Raw genomic sequence first — 19,983 nt, 5'->3', positions numbered from 1 at the left:
GTGTAGAGGTGGAAGTTCTTCTCGTTCGGGTCCCAGCCGCCGTGGTTCACGCCGCGGAACATGCCGAGCAGGTTCAGCGGGTCGACGTCGCGGCACCAGGCCACGCCGTGCTCGCGGTAGGTGGGGAAGGCGTAGTCGCCGGTGCGCATGGCCCGGCCGGAGCCGACCTGGGCGGCCTCCTGGCCGAGCAGCGAGGCCCACAGGCCCAGCTCGCCCTGGCGCTGCAGCGCGGTCGCCTCGGCGTCGAACCGGCGCACCAGCACCAGGTCGCGGTAGAGGGCGCGCAGCTCGTCCGGAGTGGTGGTGAGCGGGTAGTCCGGGTGCTCGATCCGCTCGCCTTCCGGGGTGAGCAGTTGTACGAGCTCCGCCTGGGCGTCCGTACCCGTGGCGCGGAGGGTGTCAGGGACGCCGGGGGCCGCCTTCTTGCGAGCCCTCGCCGTGCTTTTGACGGTCACGTTCACTCCTCGGTCTGTCCGGCCGCCCGGGGTCGCCGGTGACCGGTCCGGTCACCGCCTCGCGGGGCGCGCGTGGGTGTGCGCACCGACTGCGAGGCAGGTGGTGATCCTTTTCCGACGGCGTCCCTCACGAGAACGTTACCCAGCGGCGGCTTCAATCGCGCTTGCGCTAGGACGTCCTAGTTGTTGAGCTCTGACAACTGCGGGTGTGGCGCAGCTCTCAAAATCGGTCGCCTTCAGGACACCTGCGCACGTTATCCGGGTGGAGGCCCGTACGTAAGGGGGTTACCGGCATCGGTTTCCGCCGAGGTGGCCGGATAACGACCCCGGGGAGGAGCGGGCGATAGGTCTTTCGTAGGGTGATATGGGAGGCTTTGTGGGTGACTGATAACGGACAAATCAGGGTATTCCTGCTCGACGATCACGAGGTGGTCCGGCGGGGCGTCCACGATCTCCTCTCGGTCGAGGACGACATCGAGGTGGTCGGCGAGGCCGGCACCGCCGCCGAGGCGATCACGAGGATCCCCGCCGTCCACCCCGACGTCGCGGTGCTCGACGTCCGGCTCCCGGACGGCAACGGCGTCGAGGTCTGCCGGGAGGTCCGCTCCCGGCTGCCGGGGATCAAGTGCCTCATGCTGACCTCGTTCTCGGACGACGAGGCGCTGTTCGACTCGATCATGGCGGGCGCCTCCGGGTACGTCCTGAAGGCGATCCGCGGCACCGACCTGATCACCGCGGTCCGGGACGTCGCGGCCGGCAAGTCGCTGCTCGACCCGGTCGCCACCAGCCGGGTACTGGCCCGGCTGCGCAACGGCGGCGAGAAGGAGGACGAGCGGCTGGCCCAGCTCACCAAGCAGGAACGGCGCATCCTCGACCTGATCGGCGAGGGGATGACCAACCGCCAGATCGGCAACGAACTGCACCTGGCCGAGAAGACGGTGAAGAACTACGTCTCCAGCCTGCTCGCCAAGATGGGCATGGAGCGGCGCACCCAGGCCGCCGCCTTCGTCGCCCGGCACCAGGCCGACCAGCACTACTGACCGGCCGTCCGCGGCCGGTCACCCCTGTCACATACAGACAACTGACGGTTTGTCAAGGACCCCCGCCAGGGGGCCCTAACCTCGGGCTGTGACTTTCAGCCAGACCCTCGCCTGCGCCCCGGCCCGCCCCGACCTCTCCGCTCCCCCGATAGGGACCCTCAGCCCGCCCGTCCCGCACGCGGCCCTGGCCGAAGTCCTGCGCCGTTACCGGGTCGGACGTCTGCTGACCGCCGAGCCGGTCGCCGAGGGCCTGCTGAACCGGGGCTACCGCGTGACCACCGAGGCCGGGGCGTACTTCCTGAAGTGCTACGTCGACGCCGCCACCGCCAACCGCCGCTCGATCGCCGACCACCACCGCGCGATGGCCGCGCTGCACGCCCTCGGACTGCCGGTCGCACCCCCGCTGGGCTGTGCCGAACGGGAGGGCACGGTGGCCGCGTTCGGCGGCCGGCTGTTCGCGCTCTTCCCCTGGGTGGATGGCCGACACCGGCACGGTACCGACCTCTCCCTGCTGCAGTGCGACGCGCTCGGCGCGCTGCTCGGCCGCCTGCACGGCGCGCTCGACGACGTCTGCGCCCCGGTCGCACAACCCGCCGGCTACCGCACCGCCGACCCGCTGGACAGCGCCGCACTCGCCCGCGACCTCCGGCGGCGCGCCCGCGGGCACCGCCCGCACGGCGAACTGGACGGGCTGGTCGAGCGGCGCCTCACCGAGCGGCTGGACCTGCTCGCCGAGTACGCCCACCGGCGTCCGGCCCCGCAGGCCGCCCCGCCCACCGGCTGGACGCACGGCGACTTCCACGGGCTCAACCTGCTGCACCTGGACGGCCGGGTCTCGGCCGTCCTGGACTGGGACAAGCTGGGGCCGCAGCCGCGCGCCGAGGAGGCCGTCCGCGCCGCCACCCTGGTCTTCAACGACCGGACGACGGGGGCGCTCGACCTCGTCCGGGTCCGGCACTACTCGCAGGCCTACCGGGCCACCGGGGCCGCCACGGCGGAGCACCTGGCGGCCGCCGCGCACCGGGTCTGGTGGGAACGGCTCAACGACTTCTGGATGCTCCAGTGGCGCTACCAGCGGGCCGACCACCGGGCCGACCCGCTCTACCCCGCCTCGGCGGGCCAGTTGGCGTGGTGGTGCCAGGAGTACGAGCAGGTCCTGGACGCCTTCGCCAACTGACCTGCACGCCTTGGCCAACCGACCCGGGCGCCCGGCCGACGGGCGGCCGGGCGACGGGCGGCCGGGCGGCCGACGGGTCCGGGCCGACGACCGGCCCGGACCCGTACCCGCTGCGGGCCGTCAGCCGGCCCGCGTGGTCAGTTCCCGCCGCCGATCGGAGGGGTCGCCCCACTCGTGGGGATCCCCGGCTTCGTCGGCGGCGCCCCGGTGCCGGTCGCCCCGCCCCCGGTGCCGGTCGTCGGCGTGCCGGTCGCCCCGCCGCCGCCCGTCGGGCTGCTGGTCGCACCGCCGGTGGGCGTGCCGGTCGCCGACATGGTGGACGTCGGCGTCTTGGTACCGGTGGCCGGCATGGTCGGGGTCTGCGTGTGCTTGCCGGTGGGCTGGCTGGCCGCCGGGCTCTGGTTGTTCCCGTTGTCCGTCGGCTGCTGCGGCCGCCGGCTGCTGCTCTGCGAGGTCGGCGCCGTGGTCGAGGTCGAACCGGTGGTGGGCGTGGTGGCCTCCGGCGAGGTGACCACCGAGACCGGCGCGCTGGGCGTCGGGGTGGGGTTGTGGCCGCCTCCGCCTCCGTTGCCGCTGAGCGCGAGCGCGATCCCGACGCCCGACGCCACCAGCACCGCCGCGGCACCGGCCAGCCAGGCCCACGGCCCGCGCCGCCGGCCGTGGCCGTCGCCGTCACCGTCGCCGCCGTCGCCCGGGCCCTCGCCGCCACCGTTGTACGGCCCGCCGACACCCGGGTAGGGCGAGGCCGGCGTGTGCGGGCCGCCGGGCGGGTGGTACGGCAGCATCGTGGTCTGGTCGCCCGGTACGGCGGACCCGGCCCCGAGGACGGCCGTCTCGTCCGTGCCGATGACCGGGGTGGCACCGCTGTGGCCCTGGCCGGCTGCCGCCAGCCCGGCCGCCGCGGCACCGGCCGCCCAGGCCCCGCCGGCGCCGTGCATCTCGCGCAGCGCGTGCTGGAGGTGGGCGCGGAACTCGTCGGCGTCCTGGAAGCGGTCGTCCGGGTTCTTCGCCAGCGAGCGCAGCACCAGCGGGTCGAGCCCCGCCGGCACCCGCGGGTTGGCCTGCGACGGCGGCACCGGCATGTCCTGCACGTGCTGGTAGACCACCGAGAGCGGGGTGTCGCCGGTGAACGGCGGGCGCAGCGTCAGCAGCTCGTAGAGCATGCAGCCGGCCGCGTACAGGTCGGAGCGGTGGTCGACCGGCTTGCCGAGCGCCTGCTCGGGCGAGAGGTACTGCGGGGTGCCCATGACCATGCCGGTCTGGGTCATGGTGCTGGCGGTGCCGGTCAGCGCGCGGGCGATGCCGAAGTCCATCACCTTGACCGCGCCGGTGGTGGTGATGATGACGTTGGCCGGCTTGATGTCGCGGTGCACGATGCCGTGCCGGTGGCTGTAGGCGAGCGCCTCCAGCACCCCGGCGATGATGATCAGCGCCTGGTCGACGGGCGGCGCCTCCTCGTCCACCAGCAGCTCGCGGACGGTGCGGCCCTCGACCAGCTCCATCACGATGTACGGCGTCGACTCGTCCCCGACGTACTCCTCGCCGGTGTCGTAGACCGCGACGATCGAGTGGTGGTTGAGCGCCGCGACGGCGTGCGCCTCGCGCGTGAAGCGCAGCCGGGCGATGTCGTCCTGGGCGAGTTCGCCGCGGAGCAGCTTGACGGCGACGGTCCGGCCGAGCCGGATGTCCTGGGCGGCGAACACCTCGGCCATGCCGCCGCGGCCGAGCCGGTGGGTCAGCCGGTAGCGGCCGTCGCCGACCGTGCCGAGCGGGGCCGCGGTGCCGCGACCGGGCGTGTGCGGGCCTCCGACGTACGGCGGGAGTGCAGTGGTGGCGGCGCTGTCGTTACCGGCACCGGGCGGGTACGGAGCCTCGCCGGCCGGACCGGACGCCCGGGCACCCTCGTCGTCCGGCTGCTGCGTCTGTGCCATCGCTCCTCGCCCCGGGCCTTCGCTCGGATCGCGGTGCCCTGTCGCTTCGTGTCCCCGAACGCTACCGCCTCCGGCCGTCACCCGTAGCACGCCCGATACGGGCGTACCGCGTCAGAGCAGGCCATTCCGGTCGGCCGGGATGTCCAGGTGGAGAACGGCGGCCGTCCCGCGCGGGCTCTTGGTGGTACCGGTGGTCTTCTCCGACTTGGTCACCACGATGGCGATGATGATGATCGCCAGCACGATCACGCCGATGATGATGCCGACGATCACCAGCGCCGTGGAGCAGCCGCCGCTGTTCGACGCGGGGGCCGGCTGGAACGGCGGCATCGGCTGCGGCGGCGGGGTGTGCGCCTGCTGCGGGAAGGGCTGCGGGGTCTGCTGGAGGTGCGGGGGCGGGGTCTGGAAGGCCGGCGGCGGCGTCTGGAACTGCTGCGGGAAGGGCTGCGGCGTCTGCTGGAGGTGCGGGGGCGGGGTCTGGAAGGCCGGCGGCGGCGTCTGGAACTGCTGCTGGAACGGCTGCGGGGTCTGCGGCGCCTGCGGTGCGGCGTGCACCGAGCGCGGGCCGTCGGTGATCAGCAGCGGGGTGCTGGCGGCGAGGGAGTTGCCGTTGCCGCCGCCCTTCTCCGCCGCGATCAGCCGCTCCGCCTCGTCGCGCATCGCCGCCGCGCTCGGGAACCGGTGCGCCGGGTCCTTGCGCAGCGCCTGCGCGACGAAGGCGTCCACCGCCGGGCCGACCGCCCGGTTGATGGCGGACGGCGCGGACGGCTCCTCCTGGACGTGCTTGTAGGCGATCGAGAACGCCGAGTCGCCGTCGAAGACCAGCCGGCCGGTGAGCATCTCGAAGAGCATCACGCCGACCGAGTAGAGGTCGGAGCGGGCGTCCACCGGCTTGCCGAGCGCCTGCTCGGGCGAGAGGTACTGCGGCGTGCCGACGACCATGCCGGTCTGGGTCATCGAGGTGACGCCGCTGTCCAGCGCGCGGGCGATGCCGAAGTCCATCACCTTGACGGTGCCCTTGCGGTCGAACATGACGTTGCCGGGCTTGATGTCACGGTGCACCAGGCCCTGGTCGTGCGAGGCCTCCAGCGCGTTCAGCACGCCGACGGTGATCCGCAGCGCCTCCTCGACGGGCATCGCGCCGTACTGCGCGACCGCCTCGTTGATCGCGTCGCGCAGGCCCTTGCCGTCGACCAGCTGCATCACGATGAACGGGGTGCTGGAACCGTCCGGGGCGATGTCCTCGCCGCTGTCGTAGACGGTGACGATGTTGGTGTGCTCCAGCCGGGCCACCGACTGCGCCTCGCGGCGGAACCGCTCCTTGAAGGTGTCGTCCCGGCCCAGCTCGGCGTGCATGCTCTTCAGTGCGACCTGGCGGTCCAGCACGTTGTCGTAGGCGAGGTGCACCGAGGCCATGCCGCCCTCGCCGAGCACCCGCTGCAGCACGTACCTGCCGTTGCCCAGGGAGTGGCCCTCGACCGCCGCGTTGCCGTGCTCGCTCATGGTCCTCTGCTCCCCCTCGGCGCGGCCGTGGCGCCGCAACCGTGACGTTCGGTCTCGTCCGTGCGTACTGCGGGCCCGGCCCGCCGGCCTGCCCGCCCCTGTCGCGGCGGCTCACCCGGCCTGCGACAGGGGCCAAGGGTATCGGCTCGCGGCGACGGTGATCGGCGCAGGGCCGACACTGTGTCCGAGCCGCGATCCGGCACCCGGTGGTCCTGCGTGCGCCGGTCCGTCCGGCAGCGGGTGGTGGCGGTACGTCCCACCGCCCGGGCCGCCCCCGGCCGGGACCCGCAGCGGCGGGAAGGGCCTACAGGTACGGGCCGGAACGGATGCCGCGGCCCTCGCCGGGCTCCTCGCCCTCCTGCTCGCCGCCGTGCAGACCGGGCGGCAGCGCCCGGCGCATCTGCTCCAGCTGCGCCCGCGCCGCCATCTGCTGGGCGAACAGCGCGGTCTGGATGCCGTGGAACAGCCCCTCCAGCCAGCCCACCAGCTGGGCCTGCGCGATCCGCAGCTCGGCCTCGGTGGGGATGGAGTCCTCGGTGAACGGCAGCGACAACCGTTCCAGCTCGGCGACCAGTTCGGGCGCCAGGCCGAGTTCGAGCTCCTTGATGGAGCTGGCGTGGATGTCCTTCAGCCGGGCCCGGCTGGCCTCGTCGAGGGGGGCCGCCCGGACCTCCTCCAGCAGCTGCTTGATCATGCTGCCGATCCGCATGACCTTGGCGGGCTGTTCCACCATCTCGGTCACCGGGAGTTCGCGCGGCCCGTCGCCGTCGTCGTCCCCCGCCGAGCCCGCGAAACCGTGGCCCACCGGCAGCCCGTCCGGTCCGACGATCAGCACCTTCTGGCCGTCCTGCGACTGCCCGCCCATGGCCTGGTACAGCTCCTGCGGCGAGCGCTCGTTCATCGGATTCGTCATGAACAACATTCTCCCTCACTGGGGTTGCCCGGACGGAAGCCCCCGGCCGCCCCGTCTCCGGCCGTTCCGCCCGTCACCGGGCACGACCGTACGCCCCCGCGCGGCGTCCCGGCATCCGTACGGATACTCAGTTCGCGCGGGGGCGTCGGGACCCGCCCGGGGTCAGCCCTTGCGCAGGCGCAGGCCGATCAGTCCCAGCCCGCAGCCGATCAGCCCGAGCCCGGCACCTAGCGGCAGCTGGAGCGTGGAGGCGTCGCCCCACCGGGCGGGGATCACGGCGGGGCCGGTCGCAGCGGCCTGCTGGGCGGCCGGGCCGGCCGCCAGCGCCGCGCTGTCGGGGGCGGCGTCCCCGTCCGGAGCGGTGGCGTCGGGTCCGGCCACCACCTGGGCCGAACCGGCCTCGGCGGGCTGGGCGGGGGCCTGCTCCGGCTGCCGGTCGGGAGCCTGCGCGGGGGCCCGGTCCCGGGTCCGGTCCGGGGCGGCGTCGGCCCGCTCGGGCGCCGATGCCAGCCGGTGCCGGTGTCCGGCCGCGTCCGCCCAAGGCCCGTCCGCCCCCGTCCCCGGACGGGGGCGGACGCCCTGGTGCCGCGGTGGTGCGGCGGCCGGTCCGGGGACGTCCGACGAGGGCTCCGCCGCCGGTCCCGGGACCGGGGCCGCGGCGGGCGCGGGTACGGGCACGGGCGGGCCGGTCGGCGGCGCACTCGGCTCGTCCGCCGGCACGTCGCTCGGCGTCGGCGCGGCCCCGGAGAACGGCCCGGCCGGGGGCGAGGGGTCGGTCACGGCCCCCGCGGACGGCGAGCCGGACCGCCCCGGACCGGTGGCCGGCGCACTGACGGCTCCGGACGGCCCGGACGGCGTCGACGGCCCGGACGGTGTCGACGGCCCGGACGGTGTCGACGGCCCGGACGGTGTCGACGGCTCTGCGGACGCCGAGGGCTCCGCCGGATCGGCCACTACGGACGGACCGGCCGCCACGGACGGACCGGCCGCCACGGACGGACCGGCCGGGACGCCGGCCTCGAAGGCCGCCCCCGCCCCGGACGGTTGTTCCGAGGGGGCCGCCGTCGCCGCGACCGCCACCGGAGCGATGCCCAGCGGCACGGCGAGCCCGAGCGCCGCCACCGCCAGCAGCAGCCGGAGCCGGCGGCCGGCCCGGCGACGGCCGGCGTCCCTGCGGGTGGGTCGGCCGCGGCCCCGGGTACAGCGGCGGCACGGCGCGGCGGGCAGCAGCCCGGGGAACGTCTTCGAAGGTGCGGCCACGGTCGAGGTCCTTCCGACGGCCGACCGCGCACGGGGGCGGGGTCGGCGGCGGGACAGCTCCCGACCAGATTCACACAATCCGGCATTCCAGGCATTCCGGACGGCCGTGCACCGACCGCCCCGCCGCCCCCGCTCCCGCGGCAACCGCCGTCAGGCCCGCAGCACCACCTTGCCGACCTGCTCGCCGGCGGCCAGCACCCGGTGCGCCTCGGCGGCGCCGGTCAGCGGCAGCACCCGGTCGATCACCGGCCTGACCACCCCCGACTCGACCAGCGGCCAGACGTGCTCGCGCACCGCCGCCACGATCGCGGCCTTCTCCGCCAGCGGCCGCCCGCGCAGGTTGGTGGCGATCACCGCGCCGCGCTTGCGCAGCAGCGTGTTGAGGTCGATCTCGCCCTGCACGCCGCCCTGCAGCCCGATGATCACCAGCCGGCCGTTGACCGCCAGTGCGTCCACGTTCCGCTGGAGGTACTTGGCGCCCATGATGTCCAGGATCACGTCCGCACCGGCGCCGCCGGTGGCCTCCCGGAGCACCTCGACGAAGTCCTGCTCGCGGTAGTTGATCGTGATGTCCGCGCCCAGCTCGGCGCACCGCGCCAGCTTCTCCGCGCTGCCCGCCGTCACCGCCACCCGGGCGCCGACCGCCTTGGCCAGCTGGATCGCCATCGTCCCGATGCCGCTGGCACCGCCGTGCACCAGCACCGTCTCGCCCGGCCGCAGGTGGGCGGTGAGGAAGACGTTGGACCAGACCGTCGAGACCACCTCGGGCAGCGCCGCGGCCTCCTCGACGGTGAGGCCCTTCGGCACCGGCAGCAGCTGCCCGGACGGCACCGCCACCAGCTGCGCGTAGCCGCCGCCGGCCAGCAGCGCGCAGACCTCGTCGCCGACCGCCCAGCCGGCCACCCCGGGCCCGAGCGCGACGATCCGGCCCGCGCACTCCAGTCCGGGGTAGGACGGGCTGCCGGGCGGGGGGTTGTAGAAGCCCTGCCGCTGGAGCAGGTCGGCGCGGTTGACCGCGGTGGCCGCCACCTCGACCAGGACCTCGCCCTCGCCGGGCACCGGGTCCGGCACCTCGGCCCAGACCAGTGCCTCGGGCCCGCCGGGTTCAGGAATCGTCATCGCGTACATGCCCCGAAGCTACTGCGTACCGGCCGGCGCGCGGAGGCGCCCCGCGCGGCCCGGGCCGCCGGCCGCCGCGACCGGCCGCCGCCGCCGAACGGGGCCGTGGTTTCCGGGCCGTGACACCTGCTCCGCCCGGCGGCACCGCCCCGGTACCGACACGCCCGGGCAGCCACCCCGGTCCTCCGCCACCCGGCGGCCACGCCATCCTGGACGGGTGACGAATGGTGAGCAGCCCTCCGAACCGGACGAAACCGGCGTCCGGCACCGCCTGCCGGGACGCCGCACCGGCCGTGCGGAGTCCGACGTGGAGGCGGGCGACCGGGTCATCATGCCCGCGCGCAAGCCCCGGGCACCGCTGCGCCAGGTGTCGGGGCGGCTGCTGCTGGCACTCGGCGTGCTGGTGGCCACCACCGTGATCGTCTGGCTGGACCGCGCCGGCTACAACGACAACGCGGGCGGGGGCGTGGACTTCCTCGACGCGGCCTACTACGCCACCGTGACGCTCTCCACCACCGGGTACGGCGACATCACCCCGTTCAGCGACAGCGCCCGGCTCACCAACATCTTCGTGATCACACCGCTGCGCGTGCTCTTCCTGATCATCCTGGTCGGCACCACGCTCGAAGTGCTCACCGAACGCACCCGCCTGCAGTGGCGGATCGGACGCTGGAGGTCCGCAGTGAGGGAACACACCGTCGTGATCGGCTACGGCACCAAGGGCCGCAGCGCCGTCGACACCCTGCTCGGCCAGGGCGTCCGCCGGGACGAGATCGTGGTCGTCGACCCGCAGCGCAAGGTCATCGAGCAGGCCACCCTGGACGGACTGGTCGGCGTGGTCGGCGACGCGACCCGTACCGACACCCTGCTGCGCGCCGAACTCCCCCGCGCCTCCCGCGTCGTCGTCGCCCCCGAACGCGACGACACCGCCGTCCTGATCACCCTGACCGCCCGCCAGCTCAACAAGGCCGCCACCGTGGTCGCCGCCGTGCGGGAGGACGAGAACGCCCCGCTGCTCCGGCAGAGCGGCGCCGACGTCGTGGTCACCAGCTCCAGCTCGGCCGGCCGGCTGCTCGGCATGTCGATGCTCAGCCCGCACGCCGGCGCGGTGATGGAGGACCTGCTCACCTACGGCACCGGCCTCGACATCTACGAGCGGCCGGTCATCCGGGCCGAGGCCGGGCACAGCCCGCGCGAGTGCGCGGACCTCGTCGTCGCGGTGGTGCGCGGCCGGCGGGTGCTCAACTTCAACGACCCGGAGGCCGCCACCCTCCAGCTCACCGACCGGGTCATCACCATCAGGCCGGCCGTCACGCCCGCCGGCTGAGGCCCGGAACGGCCCCGGATCCGGACGGCCCCGGGATCCGGCCGGTCAGGGGGTGTCCAGCAGCTCCACCGCCTCGCCGGCCGCCACCCCGCCGGGCGGCACCACCGCGAGCGCCTCGGCCCGGGCCAGGCCGCGCAGCATCGCCGGCCCGTCGAAGGCCAGCGGGACGGCGCCGCGCAGGGTCCGGCGGACCGGCAGCAGCCGGGTGTCCGCCGGGTGGCCGGGCAGCTCGACGGCGGCGGGCGCGAGCACCGGCTCGCCGGCCGACCGGCCGCCGCGGGCGTGCAGCAGCGGCAGGGCCAGCGTGACGGTGCCGGCCACCGCGGCCAACGGATTGCCGGGCAGGCCCACCAGGTGGCGGCCGCCCGGGAGCTCGGCGAGCAGCATCGGATGACCGGGGCGGACGGCCACCCCGTCCACCAGCAGCCGGCCGCCGGCCTCGGCGAGCGCCCGGTGCAGGAAGTCGACCGGCCCGGCGGCCGTCCCCCCGGTGGTGACCACCACGTCCGCGGCGGAGTGCCGGACGGCGTCCCGGAGCAGCCCGAAGTCGTCCCGGACGGCGCGCACCGCGCCCACCTCGGCGCCGGCCGCGCGCAGCCACGGCGGCAGCAGCGGGCCGAGCGCGTCCCGGACGAGGCCGGGGCGCGGCAGCCCGGAGCCGAGCAGTTCGTCGCCCAGCACGAGGAGTTCGACCACCGGCCGGCGGCGGACGGCCAGCCGGTCGTGGCCGCTGGCCGCGGCCAGGCCCAGCACGGCCGGGCCGACCCGCGTACCGACCGGGAGCAGCACCTCGCCCCGGCGGCACTCCTGGCCGCGCGGGCGGACGTCCTGACCGGTGGTCAGCGAGCCCGGGGTCCGGTCGTGCAGCAGCACGCCGTCCTGCCCGCCGTGCTCGCGCCGGAGCACGGCCGTGGCGCCGGGCGGCAGCTGGGCACCGGTGGCGATCTCGACGGCCGCGCCGTCGGCCAGCGGCGCCCCGGCCGGCTCACCGGCCAGCAGCCTCCCGGCGACCCGCCAGGGGCCCGGTCCGGAGACGGCCCAGCCGTCCATCGCCGAGGTGTCGAAGGCGGGCAGGTCGGTGAGCGCGGTGAGCGGCTCGGCCAGGGTGCGGCCGAGTGCCCCGGCCAGGTCGAGCAGCTCGGGCGGCAGCGGGCGCGACCCGGCCCGGCGGGCGGTCTCCCGGGCCTGCGCCCAGGTGAGCGACGGCGGTCCGGCGGGCTTCAGGCCGAGCACGGGGGCCTCCTCGGCCGTGCTCACGGCTGTTCCGGCCCGGCCGCCGCCACCCAGCGCCCGGCCAGCTCGGCCGTGCGCCGGGACGCCGCGGCGACCGCCTCCGGGCCGCCGCCCTGCTGCGCCGCCGCGTAGCCGACCAGGAAGGCGGTCAGCGGCGCGGCGGGCCGGGCCACCCCGTGTGCGACCACCCGGGCGAGGTCGAGCAGTCCGTGGACGTCGACGTCCAGGTCGATCCCCAGCTCTTCCGCGACCTCGGCGATCCAGTCATCCAGCGTGCGCTCCATGGGCCCCATGCTGCCTGATCACCGGTTTCGCGGGGGTGTTTGCCCGGTGAGCGGCGCGCGTCGTTTCCCTCACACGGGTACGGGGGCACCGTGAGGCCCCTCGTACCGGGCCCCCGGAACGGGTCCGCCCGGGTGTGCGCCCGGTGCGGACCGTCGGCCCCGGCCTACGCCCTCTCCCGCTCGCGGGCGCGCTCCAGGTCCTCCCAGGTGTCGCAGTCGTAGGTGACGTCGTCGGTGTCGGCCAGCCGCAGCGTCCGCAGGCCGCCGGTCAGGCGGCGCAGCGGGAGGCCGGCCGGTTCGCCGAGGGCGGCCAGGGCCGTGCGCAGGGCGGCGGTGCGGTAAGCGGCGGCGAGCGGCTGGTCGCGGCCGCCGGCGTCGACCATGACGACGGCCTCGGTCTCCCGGTCCGCCCCGGCGAGCGCGGCGGCGAGCCGGCGGACGGTCCGCTCGTCCAGGAACGGCAGGTCGGCGGCGAACAGCAGCACCGCCTCGGCCGTGACCTCGGCGAGGCCGGCCGCGACGGCCGCCACCGGCCCGCCGCCCGGGGGCCGCTCACGGGTCCAGCGCACGCCGGTGCGGGTGGTGGGCCGGGCCGGGCCGACCACCACGGCCGTCCGGGCTCCGGCGCAGGCGGTGAGCACCCGGTCGAGCAGGGTCGTCTCGCCGACGGTGAGGCCGGGCTTGTCCACTCCCCCGAGCCGGCGGGCGGCGCCACCGGCCGGCACGATCACGTCGAACGGCGTCATGCGGCCAGTATCCGCCCGGTCCGGCCGGGCCCGGTCAGTTCTCGGGATCGTCCTCGACGATCTCGGCGTCGACGATCCCGTCGTCCTCCTCCGGCTGCCGGTGGCGGGCGGTGTTGGCGGCGGCGCTCAGCTCCAGGATGGCCGGCAGGGTCAGCTCCCCGTACCGCTCGTTCATCGCGGTGGCCAGCTCCTCCGGGTCGTCCGGGTGCTCGGCGAGCAGCCGGTCGAAGTCCTGCAGGTACTCGCCGGTGAAGGCGAGCACCCGGCCCGCGTCGTCGCCCTGGCCGGGCGCCCGGTGGCCGGCGATCACCCGCTCGGCGCCGAGTTCGGCGATCCGGCCGAGGTTGCGGCTCCAGACGACGCGCTCCGCCGGGGTGGTGTCGGCGGTCCAGACGTGGGTGCCGTTGTAGACGAAGTCCCCGGCGATCACGGTGCGGATGCCGGGCACGTGCACCACGGTGGAGCCCCCGCAGTCGCCCTGGCCGAGCAGCAGCACCGGGATCGCCTGACGGTCGATCATCAGCGGCTGGGGCAGCAGCGGGGCGGGCACCAGCGGGTGGTCGGGGATGTCGTCCCCGTAGACCGGCTTCCACTGGGCGACCTTGGCGGCGGCGGTCTGCAGGATGCCGTCCACCACCGGCGGGGCGGCGAGCAGCTGCGCGTCCGGGAAGAGCCTGAGCACCTCCTCCGCGCCGAAGTAGTGGTCGGGGTGGTGGTGGGTGATGACGATGGCCAGCAGCCGGCGGCCCTTGCCGGCCACCCACTCGGCCAGTTCGCGGCCGGCGCTGCGGGTGAGCTGGGCGTCGACCAGGATCGCGGTGCGCTCACCGAGGATCAGGGTGGAGGTGGCGAAGAAGGCCGATTCGGGGCCGGTGAAGACGGCGGTCTCCAGCGGCCCGGCCGCCGGCGCCTCGGCGGACCCGTTCCTCCCCGGGCCGGTGCCGGTGGCGTCCGCGGCGCCCGCACGCTCCGCTCCCGCGCTGTTCTCGGGCGGGGACGACGTCACTGGCTGCTCCCTCTGGTTCGGCGGTCGGACTTCCTGCGCCCTACAGCATGGGAGTACGACCCGCCGAATGCCCGGAAGGCGCGCCCGGCGGGGCGCGCCTTCCACGGTGACGCCCGCCGCCGCGTGAGCGGCCGCGGGCGTCACCGGACGGGCCGGGTCTCAGGCGGCGAGCGCCTTGGCCTTGCGCGCCCCGCCCTCACCGAGCTCGCCCTCTGGGCCGACCGCCACCTGCCGGCGAGCGCGCTCAGGCCGCCCGGCGGCTGCTGAACCGCGGCCCGGACGGCCCCGCCCCGGAACGGCGAAGAGCGCTCGGGCCCGCCTGTTTCCCACAGGCGGGCCCGAGCGCTCTTCGACTCCTCCACCGCCCCGGCTCTGCCACCGGGTCGGCTCTGCTCTTCTGCGACCGTCAGCCCTTGTGGCCGGCACCGCGGCCGGTCAGCTTGGCGATCCGGTCGGTGACGCCCCAGGCGGTGACCCGCCAGAGCGCCTCGATCACGATGTGCCGGCTCATCTTGGACGCGCCCAGCTCGCGCTCGACGAAGGTGATCGGCACCTCGGCCACCTTGAAGCCGGCCTTCACCGTCCGCCAGGCCAGGTCGACCTGGAAGCAGTAGCCGGCCGAGGCGACCTCGTCCATGCCCAGGCCGAGCAGGGTCTCCTTGCGGAACGCCCGGTAACCGCCGGTGACGTCGCGGATCGGCACGTTCAGCATCAGCCGCGAGTACGTCGACCCGCCGCGCGAGAGCAGCAGCCGCGACTTCGGCCAGTTCACCACCCGGCCGCCCGGCACCCAGCGCGAGCCCAGCACCAGGTCGGCACCGCGCAGCGCGCCCAGCAGCCGGTCGAGCTCCTCGGGCTGGTGCGAACCGTCCGCGTCCATCTCGACCAGGACGTCGTAGCCGTGCTCGATGCCCCAGGCGAACCCGGCCAGGTAGGCGGCGCCCAGGCCTTCCTTGCCCAGCCGGTGCATGACGTGCACGTTCAGGTCCTCGGCGGCCAGCTTGTCGGCCAGCTCACCGGTGCCGTCGGGGCTGTTGTCGTCGGCGACCAGGACGTGGGCCTCGGGCACCGCGGCACGGACCCGGCCGACGATCCGCTCGACGTTCTCCGCCTCGTTGAACGTCGGAATGATCACCAGCACCCTGCCGAGATCAGCAAAACTCTGCTGGTTCACGGTCACGTACAAACCTCTCGGCCGGTGGCGGGCTCTGGAACGCAGTCCCCTTCGGCATCCCGCCGAGCTGGTCACCACTGTGGAAACCACTGCGTCCTGGCATCCTACTACCGCACCCTCGGGCCGCCGGTACGGCTACGGCACTCCCCGCCCGCCCCGGCCGTTTCCCCGGTGGCGGCACCGGTCGGCTAGGGTCGATGCCCGGCCTTTGCCCGGACCGCCCGCACGCGGGTCCGCCTCCGGCGAACCGGCGATCCGGCACACCAGCCACTGCAGCAGAGGAGCAGGACCGCGCGCATGGACAGGCTCGTCAACACTGTCCGCCCGTACGCCTGGGGGTCGGTCACCGCACTCCCGGAGCTGCTCGGGCAGGAACCCACCGGTGAACCGCAGGCCGAGCTCTGGATGGGCGCCCACCCTGGCGCACCCTCACGGGCCGACCGCGGTGACGGCCCCCGTCCCCTGGACGAGCTGATCGCCGCCGACCCCGAGGGCGAGCTGGGCGCCGCCACCGTGGCCCGGTTCGGCCCCGTGCTCCCGTTCCTGTTCAAGGTCCTGACCGCCGGCCTCCCGCTCTCGATCCAGGCCCACCCGAGCCTCGACCAGGCCCGGGCCGGGTACGCCGCGGAGAACGCCCTGGGCATCCCCCTGGACGCCCCGCACCGCAGCTACCGCGACGCCAACCACAAGCCCGAACTCATCTGCGCACTCGGTGACTTCGACGGCCTCTGCGGCTTCCGCACCCCGGCCGGCGCGGCCGCCGTGATGGCCGGGCTCCAGGTGCCGGCGCTCGACCCGCTGATCGCCCTGCTGGGCGCCGAGGACGAGTCCGAGGCGCTGCGCAGCACCCTGGCCGCGATCCTCACCATGGACGGGGCCACCGCCGCCGCGACCGTCCGGGACACCGCCGAGGCGGTCGACAAGGCCGCCGCCGAGGACCCGGACGGCCCGTACGCGCTGTACACCCGGATCACCCGCGACTTCCCCGGCGACCGCGGCCTGATCGCCGCGCTGCTGCTCAACGCCGTCCGGCTCCGGGCCGGCCAGGCGCTCTACCTCGGCGCCGGTGTGCCGCACGCCTATCTGCACGGCTCCTGCGTCGAACTGCAGGCCAACTCCGACAACGTGCTGCGGGCCGGCCTCACCCCCAAGCACATCGACGTGCCGGAACTGCTCAAGGTCGTCGAGTTCTCCTCCGGCGCCCCGGACCTGCTGCTCCCGACCGCCGTCGACGCCACCCCCGGCGAGGAGCTCTACCCCGTCCCGATCGACGAGTTCCGGCTCTCCCGCTTCACCCTGGACGGCCGCGAGCGCGAGATCGACGGCCGGGCCCCGCAGATCCTGCTCTGCACCGCCGGCGCCGCCCGCCTCACCGCCGCCGACGGCACCACCCTGGACCTCGCGAGCGGTGAGTCCGCCTTCCTCCCCGCGACCGGCACCGGCACCAGGCTGACCGGCACCGGCGCGACGCTCTTCCGCGCCACCGTCACCCTCTGACGGCCGCGCCCCGGGGGCGGGGCCGCACCCCGGAACGCCGGTGGGCGGCCGGCCGCGTCTGTCACGCGGCCGGCCGCCCACCTCGGGTCAGGAGCCGGGATCAGCTCGTGCCGGAACCGACCTCGGCCGGTATCCGGACGGGTTCGGCGGGCGCCGGGGCCGCCTCCGGGCGGGCGGAGCCCTGCGGTGCGGCCGGCGGCTCGCCGGGGAACCGCCGCTCGACCGCCTTCAGCAGCTTGCGGCCCAGCTTCTGGAAGGGCAGCTCCACCAGCCGGTACATCAGGTAGGCGGCGGCCAGCGCGATGGCCAGGTACTCCAGCACCCACAGCGTCTTCGCACCGGGCGTGGTCGGGGCCGGGTGCGCCAGCAGCGGGGCGATGGTGTGCAGCAGCGGGACGTGGAGCAGGTACAGCGAGAAGCTGACCGCGCCGAGCCAGGTGAGCACCTTCGGGAACCGCCGCTTGCGCAGCGCCATCCCGCCGAGGAAGGTCGCCCAGGCCCCGGTGTAGGACGCCGACCAGGCGATCCAGCCCGAGTTCCAGGTGTTCTGCTCGACGCCGTTACGGTTGTACATCCAGCCGATCGCCACCCCCGCGACCACCACGAACCCGCAGCACAGCCACGCCTGCAGGCGGTCGATCTGGCCGTGCTCGGCCCGGTACAGCACCGTGCCGGCGAACATCGTGGCGAAGATCAGCAGGGTCTCGAAGACGGGGGCCCGGCTGTTGTTGAGCAGCAGCACCACTGCGAGCCCGGCCACCAGGACACCGCCGGTGCGGGTCAGCACCGGGTTGCCGCTGAGCATGCAGGCGAAGCCCATCACCACGATCAGGGCCGCCGCCAGGACGAGGTTGCGGGTCGTGCCCAGGTCGTGGGCGATCGTGGTGGTGGCGAGCGAACCGCCGAACACCAGCCCCACGGCGGCGAAGCCGACGGCGAAGCTGCTGCTGCGCTTGTGCCAGCCGAGGGTGAACAGGCCGGTGACGAGGAAGTAGAAGATCATCTCGTAGGTGAGCGTCCAGGTCACGCCCATGCCGTTGACCACGTTCAGCATGTCCTGGAGCATCGTCGCGTTGGCGACGAGCGAGATGAGGTTGTGGCCGGTGCGGAACAGCGCCACCGAGCCGTCGCCCTTGGGAAGCATCATGATCGACACTGCGAAGGTGGCGATCAGCGCCGGGTAGATGCGGAACAGGCGCCCCACCCAGAAGGCCCGCACGTCACCCCGGCGTTCCAGCGAGGCCGGGATGATGTAGCCGCTGACCAGGAAGAACAGCATCACGCCGTACAGGCCCAGGTCGAAGTGCCACCAGATCGCGCCGCCGAACGGCAGCATTTCGAGGATGCCGAAGTGGTGCAGCGCCACCACCAGGGCGGCCAGACCCCGCAGGGCGTCGAGCCATCCGAGCCGGGATCCGGCTCCTACGGCCGCCGCCCCTCGCGTAGTCCCCCCGGCTCTACCGGGAAGCCGCAGTCGTGTTTGAGTCACGGCGAGGACAGTAGTCCATCCACCGGAACCCGTCGTCCCCGGAGCACCGGCTCCGCAGCCGGGCCCCGGGCACGGGAAGCGCCCGGGGGTGGCCGTCCCAACGGCCACCCCCGGGGCTTCGAGGTCATCCCTCGCGGATCAGTTGTCCTGGTACACGCCGAACATGTCGACGACCAGGTCGATGTCGCCGCCGCTGGCGTTCCAGAAGTCGACGATGCCGTTGGCCCCGGGGTTCGCCTGGACCAGGTTCGGGACGGTGTCCCCGGCCTTCCAGTTCAGTGTGGAGGTGTTCGGCTTGGCGGGCACGGTGGCCGTGCCGTTGTTGTACCGGTCGATGCTGTTCGGGTCCGGGAAGACCGTCAGGTGGCCGGCGTCCTTGGTGTTGGTCACCGTGCTGTTGAGCACGAAGCCGGTGAACTGCGGGTGCCCGTCCGACAGCGGCATGTAGATGTAGTTCTGGCCGGGCAGCGGGCCGAAGCCCCAGGAGGCCTCGCGGGTGTCCAGCAGGCGCAGCGGGAGGACCGGCAGGAAGGCGCTCTTGCTGTCGTCGCTGTAGTAGCCGACGACGTCCACGATCACGTCGGACGCGCCCGCGGCGCCGTTGAGCACCTGGATCCGGCCGTCCGCGCCGATCGGCACGATCACCGAGTTGGCGACGGTCTGGCCGGCGCGGAAGTTCACGTTGGAGGCGGTCGGGGCCCCCTGGCCGCCCGGGTAGACGGTCAGGTGACCGTCGGTCTTCGGGTCGGTCACGGTGACGTTGAGCGCCACGGCCTTGGCCCCGTACGGAACGCCGGCGGCGCCGCGCACCTGGACCGGGAACGACGCCCAGCCGGCGACCTGGCCGCGGGCGGTGCCGAGGCCCTCCCGGGTGTCGACCACGCGGGTGGGGGAGACGCCGGTGTAGCCGGCGGCCGGGGCGTGGCTGAAGTAGCCGGCGATGTCGGCGATCAGGTTCACCGAGGCCGCACCGCGGTTGTACAGGGTGACGTAGCCGTCGGCGCCGACCGGCACGATGGCCAGGTTCGGGACGGTCTGGCCCTCGGTGTAGTTGACGTTCGACGTGGTCGGCCGCTCGGTGCCGTCCGGGAACGCGATGATGTGGCCCGCGCCGCCGACCGGGTCGGTGACCGTGATGTTGAGCGCCACGGCGGTGGCCCCGGCCGGGACCCCGGCGTTGCCGGCGATCTTCACCCGGACCGAGTGGTCGGGCAGCACCTTGGCGGCGGAATCCACGCCGGTGCCGTCACGGGTGTCCAGCAGACGCGCCGGACCGGCCGGGGTGTAGGCCGAACCCGGGGTCGCGATGGTCACGCCGTTGGACGCGGTGGCGGTGGCGGTGGAGAGCTCCACCTTGACGTCGTACACGCCGAGCTTCGCGTAGGTGTGCGTGCGCTCGACCGTGCTGGTGCCGTTGGTGAACACCTGGGTCGTGGTGCCGTCGCCCCATGAGATCACGACGTTGACGGCGACGGGGTCGCTGACGATGTCGGCCTTCAGGCTGACGCCGTAGGCGGTGGTGCCCTGCACCAGCACGCTGGTCCCCAGGTTGGGGGTGGCGGCCGGGGCGCCCGTGGTCTCCTGCGCGGCGGGCCCGTTCTGGGCGGCCGGCGCGGCCGCGCGGGGCTTCGCGACCGAGGCCTCGACGGGGCTGCTGACGGTCTTGAACGCCGAGCTGGAGATCTTGTTCGCCGGCGTGGTGCTCGCACCGTGGGCACCGGCGGAGGGAGCGGGCGAATCGGCGGCCTGGGCCGGCCCCGGAACGACAGCGACACCGGCCGCAACGGCGGCCGCGATGACGATAAGACGGTGGCGAGGCACCGTACCCC

Annotated in this window: 15 protein-coding genes and 2 pseudogenes; 4 read left to right on the top strand and 13 right to left on the bottom strand. The window is 74.5% G+C overall.

Features of this window, described 5'->3' with window-relative positions:
- A partial coding sequence (locus C2142_RS40030; protein WP_241003230.1) for a thiamine pyrophosphate-dependent enzyme occupies positions 1-461 on the bottom strand: 461 nt, incomplete at its 3' end.
- A gap of 374 nt (positions 462-835) precedes the next feature.
- Between C2142_RS40030 and C2142_RS19615 the strand changes: the two genes are divergently transcribed.
- Positions 836-1,495 carry a response regulator transcription factor gene (locus C2142_RS19615; protein ID WP_148643864.1) on the top strand — a complete coding sequence of 220 codons (660 nt, stop codon included), beginning with the start codon at positions 836-838 and terminating at the stop codon, positions 1,493-1,495.
- A gap of 88 nt (positions 1,496-1,583) precedes the next feature.
- Positions 1,584-2,672 (top strand): phosphotransferase, encoded by a 1,089-nt coding sequence (locus C2142_RS19610; protein WP_148643863.1) that lies wholly within the window; start codon positions 1,584-1,586, stop codon positions 2,670-2,672.
- Positions 2,673-2,809: 137 nt separating this feature from the next.
- Here the strand turns inward: C2142_RS19610 and C2142_RS19605 are convergent, their stop codons facing one another.
- The 5 genes from C2142_RS19605 to C2142_RS19585 form a co-directional block, all read right to left on the bottom strand.
- Positions 2,810-4,603, bottom strand: coding sequence for a protein kinase (locus tag C2142_RS19605; RefSeq protein WP_148643862.1), 1,794 nt, complete (start codon positions 4,601-4,603; stop codon positions 2,810-2,812).
- Between the two features lie 111 nt (positions 4,604-4,714).
- On the bottom strand, positions 4,715-6,106 hold the full coding sequence (locus C2142_RS19600; protein ID WP_148643861.1) for a protein kinase: 1,392 nt from the start codon (positions 6,104-6,106) through the stop codon (positions 4,715-4,717).
- Between the two features lie 304 nt (positions 6,107-6,410).
- Entirely contained in the window at positions 6,411-6,971 is a 561-nt protein-coding gene (locus C2142_RS19595) for a bacterial proteasome activator family protein (RefSeq protein ID WP_148644887.1), read from the bottom strand.
- 210 nt (positions 6,972-7,181) lie between these two features.
- Positions 7,182-8,279, bottom strand: coding sequence for a hypothetical protein (locus tag C2142_RS19590; RefSeq protein WP_148643860.1), 1,098 nt, complete (start codon positions 8,277-8,279; stop codon positions 7,182-7,184).
- 150 nt (positions 8,280-8,429) lie between these two features.
- Positions 8,430-9,407: an NAD(P)H-quinone oxidoreductase gene (locus C2142_RS19585; RefSeq protein WP_148643859.1), complete on the bottom strand. Its 978-nt coding sequence runs from the start codon at positions 9,405-9,407 to the stop codon at positions 8,430-8,432.
- A gap of 298 nt (positions 9,408-9,705) precedes the next feature.
- On the opposite strand from C2142_RS19585, the gene C2142_RS19580 reads away from it, so the two are divergent.
- Positions 9,706-10,725 carry a potassium channel family protein gene (locus C2142_RS19580; protein WP_241003228.1) on the top strand — a complete coding sequence of 340 codons (1,020 nt, stop codon included), beginning with the start codon at positions 9,706-9,708 and terminating at the stop codon, positions 10,723-10,725.
- Between the two features lie 45 nt (positions 10,726-10,770).
- Here C2142_RS19580 and C2142_RS19575 read toward each other — a convergent pair whose 3' ends face one another.
- From C2142_RS19575 to C2142_RS19555, 5 genes and pseudogenes are all read right to left on the bottom strand, one after another.
- Positions 10,771-11,982 (bottom strand): molybdopterin molybdotransferase MoeA, encoded by a 1,212-nt coding sequence (locus C2142_RS19575; protein WP_241002667.1) that lies wholly within the window; start codon positions 11,980-11,982, stop codon positions 10,771-10,773.
- Positions 11,979-12,230, bottom strand: a pseudogene (locus tag C2142_RS19570) (DUF6457 domain-containing protein); the annotation flags it as partial. The gene C2142_RS19575 and the pseudogene C2142_RS19570, both read right to left, overlap by 4 nt.
- 182 nt (positions 12,231-12,412) lie before the next feature.
- Positions 12,413-12,988 (bottom strand): annotated as a pseudogene (locus C2142_RS19565) (NTP transferase domain-containing protein); the annotation flags it as partial.
- Positions 12,989-13,022: 34 nt separating this feature from the next.
- Positions 13,023-13,994, bottom strand: a complete 972-nt coding sequence (locus tag C2142_RS19560) for an MBL fold metallo-hydrolase (protein WP_162002507.1) — start codon at positions 13,992-13,994, stop codon at positions 13,023-13,025.
- A 406-nt stretch (positions 13,995-14,400) separates the two neighbouring features.
- Positions 14,401-15,174, bottom strand: a complete 774-nt coding sequence (locus C2142_RS19555; protein ID WP_194235793.1) for a polyprenol monophosphomannose synthase — start codon at positions 15,172-15,174, stop codon at positions 14,401-14,403.
- A 291-nt stretch (positions 15,175-15,465) separates the two neighbouring features.
- Between C2142_RS19555 and manA the strand changes: the two genes are divergently transcribed.
- Positions 15,466-16,665, top strand: coding sequence for a mannose-6-phosphate isomerase, class I (manA, locus tag C2142_RS19550; RefSeq protein ID WP_148643853.1), 1,200 nt, complete (start codon positions 15,466-15,468; stop codon positions 16,663-16,665).
- A 100-nt stretch (positions 16,666-16,765) separates the two neighbouring features.
- On the opposite strand, the gene C2142_RS19545 is transcribed toward manA, so the two are convergent.
- Both C2142_RS19545 and C2142_RS19540 read right to left on the bottom strand, forming a co-directional pair.
- Positions 16,766-18,154, bottom strand: coding sequence for an acyltransferase (locus C2142_RS19545; RefSeq protein WP_162002506.1), 1,389 nt, complete (start codon positions 18,152-18,154; stop codon positions 16,766-16,768).
- Positions 18,155-18,292: 138 nt separating this feature from the next.
- Positions 18,293-19,975: a hypothetical protein gene (locus C2142_RS19540; RefSeq protein ID WP_153882800.1), complete on the bottom strand. Its 1,683-nt coding sequence runs from the start codon at positions 19,973-19,975 to the stop codon at positions 18,293-18,295.
- Between the last annotated feature and the right edge of the window lie 8 nt (positions 19,976-19,983).

Source organism: Streptomyces sp. CB01881 (assembly GCF_002953255.1).
Taxonomy (GTDB): domain Bacteria; phylum Actinomycetota; class Actinomycetes; order Streptomycetales; family Streptomycetaceae; genus Kitasatospora.
The sequence above is the reverse complement of the archived record's forward strand: the minus strand, read 5'-3'. Positions and strand labels throughout refer to the sequence as shown.

What these genes read in the sequence shown, in the direction of transcription:
- C2142_RS19605 (WP_148643862.1), bottom strand. Translation starts at nt 4,603, where the DNA reads ATGGCACAGACGCAGCAGCCGGACGACGAGGGTGCCCGGGCGTCCGGT.
- C2142_RS19600 (WP_148643861.1), bottom strand. Translation starts at nt 6,106, where the DNA reads ATGAGCGAGCACGGCAACGCGGCGGTCGAGGGCCACTCCCTGGGCAAC.
- C2142_RS19595 (WP_148644887.1), bottom strand. Translation starts at nt 6,971, where the DNA reads ATGGGCGGGCAGTCGCAGGACGGCCAGAAGGTGCTGATCGTCGGACCG.
- C2142_RS19585 (WP_148643859.1), bottom strand. Translation starts at nt 9,407, where the DNA reads ATGTACGCGATGACGATTCCTGAACCCGGCGGGCCCGAGGCACTGGTC.
- manA (WP_148643853.1), top strand. Translation starts at nt 15,466, where the DNA reads ATGGACAGGCTCGTCAACACTGTCCGCCCGTACGCCTGGGGGTCGGTC.